The organism is Thermodesulfovibrio hydrogeniphilus (assembly GCF_054657355.1).
In genome coordinates this window covers 2269566-2276971 of record NZ_BAAHYW010000001.1, presented here as the reverse complement: position 1 = coordinate 2276971, position 7406 = coordinate 2269566, and the positions used below count along the sequence as shown (strand labels likewise).

The 7406-nt window shown below is 36.8% G+C and carries 5 protein-coding genes; 1 reads left to right on the top strand and 4 read right to left on the bottom strand.

Annotation, left to right across the window (positions count from 1 at the left end; all coding sequences use genetic code 11):
• Positions 1–80: 80 nt before the first annotated feature.
• Positions 81–3164: an efflux RND transporter permease subunit gene (locus ACYQ3P_RS11575; protein ID WP_460178019.1), complete on the top strand. Its 3084-nt coding sequence runs from the start codon at positions 81–83 to the stop codon at positions 3162–3164.
• A gap of 20 nt (positions 3165–3184) precedes the next feature.
• Here the strand turns inward: ACYQ3P_RS11575 and ACYQ3P_RS11570 are convergent, their stop codons facing one another.
• From ACYQ3P_RS11570 to ACYQ3P_RS11555, 4 genes are read right to left on the bottom strand one after another with little or no spacing between them, the layout of a single operon-like run.
• Positions 3185–3475, bottom strand: coding sequence for a M48 metallopeptidase family protein (locus ACYQ3P_RS11570; RefSeq protein WP_460178018.1), 291 nt, complete (start codon positions 3473–3475; stop codon positions 3185–3187).
• A gap of 2 nt (positions 3476–3477) precedes the next feature.
• On the bottom strand, positions 3478–5403 hold the full coding sequence (locus tag ACYQ3P_RS11565) for a type I restriction endonuclease subunit R (protein ID WP_460178017.1): 1926 nt from the start codon (positions 5401–5403) through the stop codon (positions 3478–3480).
• Entirely contained in the window at positions 5393–6427 is a 1035-nt protein-coding gene (locus ACYQ3P_RS11560; protein WP_460178016.1) for a type I restriction endonuclease, read from the bottom strand. Before ACYQ3P_RS11560 ends, ACYQ3P_RS11565 begins: the two co-directional genes overlap by 11 nt.
• A complete protein-coding gene (locus ACYQ3P_RS11555) occupies positions 6411–7307 on the bottom strand; it encodes a restriction endonuclease subunit S (protein WP_460178015.1) in 897 nt (298 codons plus the stop codon). The genes ACYQ3P_RS11560 and ACYQ3P_RS11555 overlap by 17 nt, the downstream gene beginning before the upstream one ends.
• Between the last annotated feature and the right edge of the window lie 99 nt (positions 7308–7406).

Genomic DNA, 7406 nt, shown 5'->3' with positions numbered 1-7406 from the left:
TTGTAGTTGATGGACAGCTAAGACTTACACCTGGAGCAAAAGTTAAATTAGTGGCTGGTGGTTAGTGATTGGTGAAATAAATGAATTTTTCTGAAATATTTATAAAGCGTCCTGTAGCAACAACTCTTTTAATGTTAAATATAGTTATTTTTGGACTTGTTGGCTACAGGTATTTGCCAATAGCAGAACTTCCTAATGTAGATTTTCCAACAATTCTTGTATCAGCCTCACTTCCAGGTGCATCTCCTGAGACAATGGCTTCAGCTGTTGCAACTCCCCTTGAAAGGGAGTTTTCAACAATTTCAGGTTTAAAATCAATGAATTCTGTAAATGCAAAGGGTATAACGCAAATTACATTAGAGTTTGATCTAAGCAGAGACATAGACGCAGCAGCACAGGATGTTCAGACTGCAATAGCTACTGCATTAAAAAATCTTCCTTCAAACATGCCATCTCCTCCTACTTTCAGAAAAGTAAACCCAGCAGATATGCCAATTCTTTATTTTGCAATCACATCTCCAACAATGCCACTTTACAGAGTTCATGAGTATGCAGATACACTTCTGGCACAGAATATTTCAATGGTTAATGGAGTTGCACAGGTACAAATATTTGGTGCTCAAAAGTATGCAGTAAGAGTGAGAGTTAATCCTCAAATATTGGCAAGCAGAGGCATAGGAATAGATGAAGTTGAACAGGCACTGAGAAAAGGCAATGTGGAGCTTCCAACAGGAACACTTTATGGAGACTACAAATCATTCACAATTGAGGCTACAGGTCAGCTATACAATGCTGAGGCATTCAACAACTTAATTATTTTTCAAAAAAATGGTTCTGTAATAAGAGTCAGAGATATAGGAAAAGCTATTGACAGTGTTGAAAATGACAAACTTGCTGCATGGTTTGGTGCTGAAGGCAAGCTTCAGAGGGCTATGGTTGTTGCGGTTTACAGACAGCCAGGAACAAACACTGTTGAAGTTGCTGATAATGTTAAAAGAAGAATGGAAGAACTTAGAAAACAGATGCCTCCTCAGGTATCGCTCAATTTTCTTTATGACCGTTCAGTTTCAATAAGAGAATCTGTAAGAGATGTTCAGCTTACTTTGCTCTTTACAGTTTTTCTTGTTGTAATGGTAATCTTTATCTTTTTAAGAAGACTTTCAGCTACAGTAATACCTTCTGCAGCACTTCCCATATCAATAATTGGAACTTTTGGAGTAATGTATCTGCTTGGCTACAGTTTGGACAACTTATCCCTTATGGCACTTACCCTTTCAATAGGATTTCTCGTTGATGATGCTATTGTTATGCTTGAAAATATTGTCCGCCATATTGAAAAAGGAGAGAGTCCTTTTCAAGCAGCACTAAACGGCTCAAGGGAGATTTGGTTTACAATCCTTTCTATGACCCTTTCACTGGTTGCAGTTTTTATTCCTGTGCTATTTATGGGTGGAATAATAGGAAGGCTTTTTAAAGAATTTGCTGTAACTATATCAGTTGCAATATTAATCTCTGGCTTGGTTTCCTTAACCCTTACTCCTATGATGTGTAGTAGATTTATAAAAGTTGAAAATAAAAAGCATGGAAAACTTTACAGAGCACTTCAAAAGGGTTTTCAGTGGATGCTTGATGTTTATAAAGTAAGTCTGAGCTGGTCACTTAAAAACCACAGAATCATAATAATTGGCTCAGCAGTCATACTAATTTTAACTATTTTCTTATTTATCAAAATTCCAACTGGATTTCTTCCAAGTGAGGATAAGGGACAAATTTTTGTTATGACAGAAGGACCTGAAGACATTTCATTTGATGACATGGTAAGACATCAGCTTCAACTTGCAAATATTGTTTTAAAAGAACCCTATGTAAGAGCATTTATGACCTCAGTTGGTCCGGGACCTGGCTCTCCTGCATCAAATGCTGGAAGAATGTTTCTCAATCTTAAGCCCCGTTCTGAAAGAGAGCATGTAGATAAATTAATTGAACAACTTAGGCCAAAACTTATGTCTGTTCCCGGAATCAAGGCATATCCTCAGAATCCTCCTACAATTCGTATTGGTGGAACCCTTACAAAAAGTCTTTATCAGTTTACTCTTTCAAGTTCAGATATTAATGAGCTTTACCATTATGCTCAAATACTTGAGGAAAAAATGAGGCAAATGCCTATTTTGCAGGATGTATCAAGTAATCTTCAGCTTAAAAATCGTCAGCTTATTGTCAATATTGACAGAGACAAAGCAGAGGCATTAGGAGTTACTGCTGAGCAGATTGAAAATGCTTTGTGGAATGCATTTGGAAGCAAATGGGTCTCCACAATTTATGCACCAAACAATCAATATCAAGTTATTCTTGAAGTTGAACCAGAGTATCAAAAAGACCCTTCCACTTTGTCAATGCTTTATATTCGTTCATATAAAGGACAACTTGTTCCATTAAGCTCTGTTGCCACTGTTTCTGAAAGTGTTGGACCACTTACAGTTAATCACACTGGACAGCTTCCATCTGTTACAATCTCATTTAACTTGAAACCTGATGTCTCTCTTGGAGATGCGGTCTCTGAAATACAAAAACTTGCAAGTCAGACACTACCTCAAACAATAATGACAAGCTTTCAAGGTGCTGCACAGGCATTTCAGGAGTCCTTTCAGGGACTTTGGTTTCTTTTGATAGTAGCTGTGGTTGTTGTTTACATTGTGCTTGGAATTCTTTATGAAAGCTTCATTCATCCAATTACAATTCTTACAGCACTTCCATTTGCAGGATTTGGTGCATTGCTGACTCTTATGATATTTGGAAAGGAGCTAAATGTTTACTCTTTTGTTGGAATAATAATGCTTATAGGACTTGTAAAGAAAAACGGAATTATGATGATTGACCTTGCCCTTGATGCTCAAAGAAATGAAGGGAAAAAACCTGAGGATGCTATTTACAGTGCTTGCCTAATAAGATTTCGTCCAATTATGATGACAACAATGGCAGCACTTTTTGGTGCACTTCCGATTGCATTAGGAATTGGTGCAGGAGGAGAAGTCCGTCAACCACTTGGCTTAGCAGTAGTAGGCGGACTCCTATTTTCCCAAATGCTAACCCTTTATGTAACTCCTGTGTTTTATCTTTACATGGAAAAATTGCAGAACTGGTTGAGAAGGAAGAAAAATGTGTGAGCTTCAATAAAATCAAACACTTATATTCTTTTTAAGTTTTGTAGTCCCTTTATTTTTCGTAGGTATCTTTTTAATAAAAGTTTAAACATCTTTCCATGATTGGGATATTTTAAATGAAGTAACTCGTGAAGTATAACTTCATTTCTAACTTCAATAGGTTCTTTAAGCAGAGCTGTTGATAATGTTATTCTCCCTTTACTTGAACAGCTTGCCCATTTTCGTTTCATTTTGCGTATATGTATCTCTTTTGGAGAGACACCTATTTTATTTGCCAAGTGTATTACCTCTTCTTTTAACTCTTCAGGTTTCATGATTATCCTTTTTTTAAAATATTCAGTATTTTCTGGGTTAAGTATACAGCTTTTTTGATTTCAATTTGGCTCTTGATAAAAATAGCATTAACTTTATTTTTTATCTCCCTTTCCTGTTCTTCACTTGTCCTCCAGTGAGGAATTTTTTCAAATATTTTGTTTATTTCTCTTGCCACTTCCTCCGGATTTTGTAAATATTCATCTTTTAAGACCCGATAGATAGTAAATTCTTCTCTGTTTAAATTTTTACTTTCTTGTTCTTTTTTTGCTGAGTTTATTTCCTCTATTAGTCTTTTTAATTCTTCTAAAATTTCTTTTGTTGTTTTCTGCCTTTCTTGAAATAATTTTGATAGGGCTTCTGCTTTCTCGCCTATAGATATGAGATACGGATTGATTTTTGACTCCTTTTCAATAACCTGTCCAATGCTTTTTAAAAGGTTAAATACCTTTTCTGTATCTGAGACATTGCTCTCTTCAAGTTTTCTTAGAGTATGTTCGTTGGTTTCGTAAACTTCTATGGACAACTCCACCTTTTCTGTTTTCGTATAATCCTGCACAAGTTTGGCAGTTTTTCTTGTAAATTCTTTATCAACAAGTGTGCCCGGTTCATAGGCTTCTTTTAATATTCTATACATTCGTGAAAGGGTGTCGTAATCGTCCAAGTATTCCCTTAAAAATGCATCGGGTGAGATAATCTCGTACATGTCAGCAAGTTCTTTGTAAAACTCATAGAATTCATGCCGTCTTTCTTCATCCTGAAAATGGGTAAGAATAATTTCCACAGCTTTATCTTTAGTTTGCTTTTCAATAAGGCTTAAGTATTCTTTTCTTGCTGATTGCATTTTTTCCTTAAAGTCGTTTTTCAGAACTTGAATGTCTTTTACAACCTTTTGGATGTCTTCTACATCGCCACTATCAAAGGCAAGGGCTTTTTCAAGTTTATCAAATATACCTACAAAATCAAGAACAAAGCCGCACTGTTTTTTCCTGCCTGCATCATCTTCGTAGGGTCTATTGACTCTTGCAATTGCCTGCAAAAGCACATGGTCACGCATGGGTTTATCAAGATACATACAATAGAGAATTGGCGCATCAAATCCAGTTAGTAATTTTTCGGTTACAATAAGTATTTTAGGAAGTTCATCAGGGTTTCGAAACGCCTTTCGTATCCTTTTTTCTTCCTCTTCGCTATGATGATACTTTACAATTTCTGAAGGATCATTGTGCCCAGCACTTATAACAACCTCAGTATATTCTTCGGGGAAAAATTTATCCAGCTCTTCTTTGTATAAGCAGCAAGCCTCTCTATCAACAGCCACAAGAAAAGCCTTATATCCCATAGGCTCAACATATTCTGTAAAATGTTTTTTAACGACCTCCGCAACTTTCTGGATACGTTCTGGATTTTTTAGCATATTTTTAAGCGTTACTGCTTTTTCAAGGACTTTATTGAGGGTTTCAATATCACTTATTCCTTCTGCCTCGGCTAAGTTTAGGAACTCCTCTTCAAGAGTTTCTTTGTCTGGTAGCAATTCATTAGGAGCAAGGGTGTAATGAAGCTTTACCGTAGTTCCGTCTTCAATAGATTCGGAAATAGAATATTTATCTAAATATCCCTTTTCATCCTCAGCCCCAAAAGTTTTAAAAGTCCCTTTGCCATAAGCGGTTTTATCTATAGGGGTGCCTGTAAAACCAATATAAGTGGCATTTGGAAGTGCTCCCATTAGATAATTTCCTAAATTCCCTCCTGTTGTACGGTGAGCTTCATCTACCAGAACAAAGATATTATTTCTCGTATTGATATTTTGGGGCATACCTTCAAATTTGTGTATCATCGTAACAATGAGTCCGCGTGTGTCATTTTTAAGAAGCTCCTGCAGATGTTTCTTTGACTGGGCTATGCGATTTTCGTCTATCTCAAAAACCAACTGATTTAAGATTGATGAATAACTGGCTTTCAAGTTCGTTTCTATCGGCAAGCATAATGACTGTTGGATTTTTAAAGGCAGAGTCTTCAAGGATTTCCTTTGCGGTAACAATCATGGTATAAGTTTTGCCCGAGCCCTGCGTATGCCAGATGAGTCCTCGTTTTTTGATTTTATCGGAGGCTCTGTCTACAATCTTACCTATAGCCCTCATCTGATGGGGACGGAGGACTACTTTTTTCAGTTCATCATCCTGACGGGTAAATAGGATGTAACTCAAAATGGTATCAACCACTTTTTTATTGTCAAAGAATGTCTTAACAAGCTCTTCAAAAGAATGAGTTCTAATTTCGGTTTTCCAGTTGAGTAGATTTTTTACTGAAAAATTCCATGTAGCAGAATAATAAAAATGGATAATATGGGTCAGTGTATAAACCTGAAAGAGCGTCATGGCTTCAGGTGTTTCTCTGTGGTATCTTCTAACCTGCTCAAGTGCTTCGGATATACCTTCAATTTTATGGGCTGCTTTGGTTTCAACGAAAAAGAGAGGGATACCATTGATAAGAAAAACAATATCGTAGCGATTGGTCTTTATGCCATTGCTAAACTCAAACTCATCGGTAACCTGAAAGATGTTGTTATCTATGTTTCTATCTATGAGGGTGACATTTTTTTCTCTTCTTTCTTGCTGGACAAAGATTGTTTTAAGTCCTTTGAGGTATTCCCATGCCTCAAGGTTTCCTTCAATACGGGCAGGAAGTCTTTCAATCTTTTGCAGAAGCGTTTCTGCCATCTCTTCGGTAACAAAGGGGTTGAGTTTGCATACTTGCTTTTTGAAAATATCTCTAAAAATCAGTCCGGTCTTTCCACCTCTTAATGTCAAGGCATCCTCTGGTCTTACATACTCCCAACCAAGATTGAGAAATAGCTTCTCTCCGCTGGATGTTGAGTACTCAGCTGATGGTTCTTTCACATAGTCAATCAAGGTATTCTGAACTGAATATCTTTCGTTACCGAGCTTGGACATGGTTTTCCTCTAATTTTATTTGATTTACCCTTATTTTCCCTGTCATCAGATTATGCAGTAGCGACCTAAAAAGCTCCTCTAGTGCTTGTTTTTTCTTCTCCGCTGCGTCAATACTTTCATCAATGGCGGAGAGGATAGAAGCGATTTGCTGTTGTTCGGAGAGAGGGGGGAGGGGGAGCAAAATTCTTGCTACATCATTCTTATTCAGTTGGGGGACTGTGGTTTGATGTTGGATTATTTTTAAGTCTACTTTGTTTAAGAACTCGTAGAGAAATAAATAATCTACTTCCTCACTCGGTTCGACCCCTATAAGATTTGGATCAAGTATTGAATACGAAGATGTTATCCTTTTTTTATTTGTTCCAATTGCTCCACCCCTTTTGGGGAACACTATAGATAAAGGTTTTAAAGTTTTCTTTATAAATTCCTGATTTGCATAGAAAACTATGGCAGGTGAAGTTATAAATTTTGTATTTTGTGGCAAATTCATATCAGACACTTTTAAAGCATGAATACAGACATCATAGTATTTGATTTGTTTGCTTACAATAGAACTAAAAGGAGGAAAAGAAGTTTTTATAGATGCTACCTCCCCCAACCTCACCACCTTCCAATGTTTCGACATCCTTCCGATTTCGGTTTCTTTGAGTTCCACCGTGTCTGTCTTTTCGGGGCTTACGTGTCCGTAGGTGAAGAGGTGGCGCATCATGGATTTTTTGAATTCTTTGAGGGCTTTAATGGTATTTTCAGTTTTCTCTTTCACTTCCTGCACGGTAGAGAGAACATAAGCAATGCGCTTTTGCTCGGGGAGAGGGGGGAGGGGGATTTTATGATTTATTACACTTGCTTTTATTATTTGAGGCTGGCCAGATCCTGTCATTAAATAATAGACATTAAATTCCATTAGAGCATATTTCAAATCATTGCTGTCCAAAATAATCTAAACTCATAAAAAACATCCGCATAAAATAAGACTTTT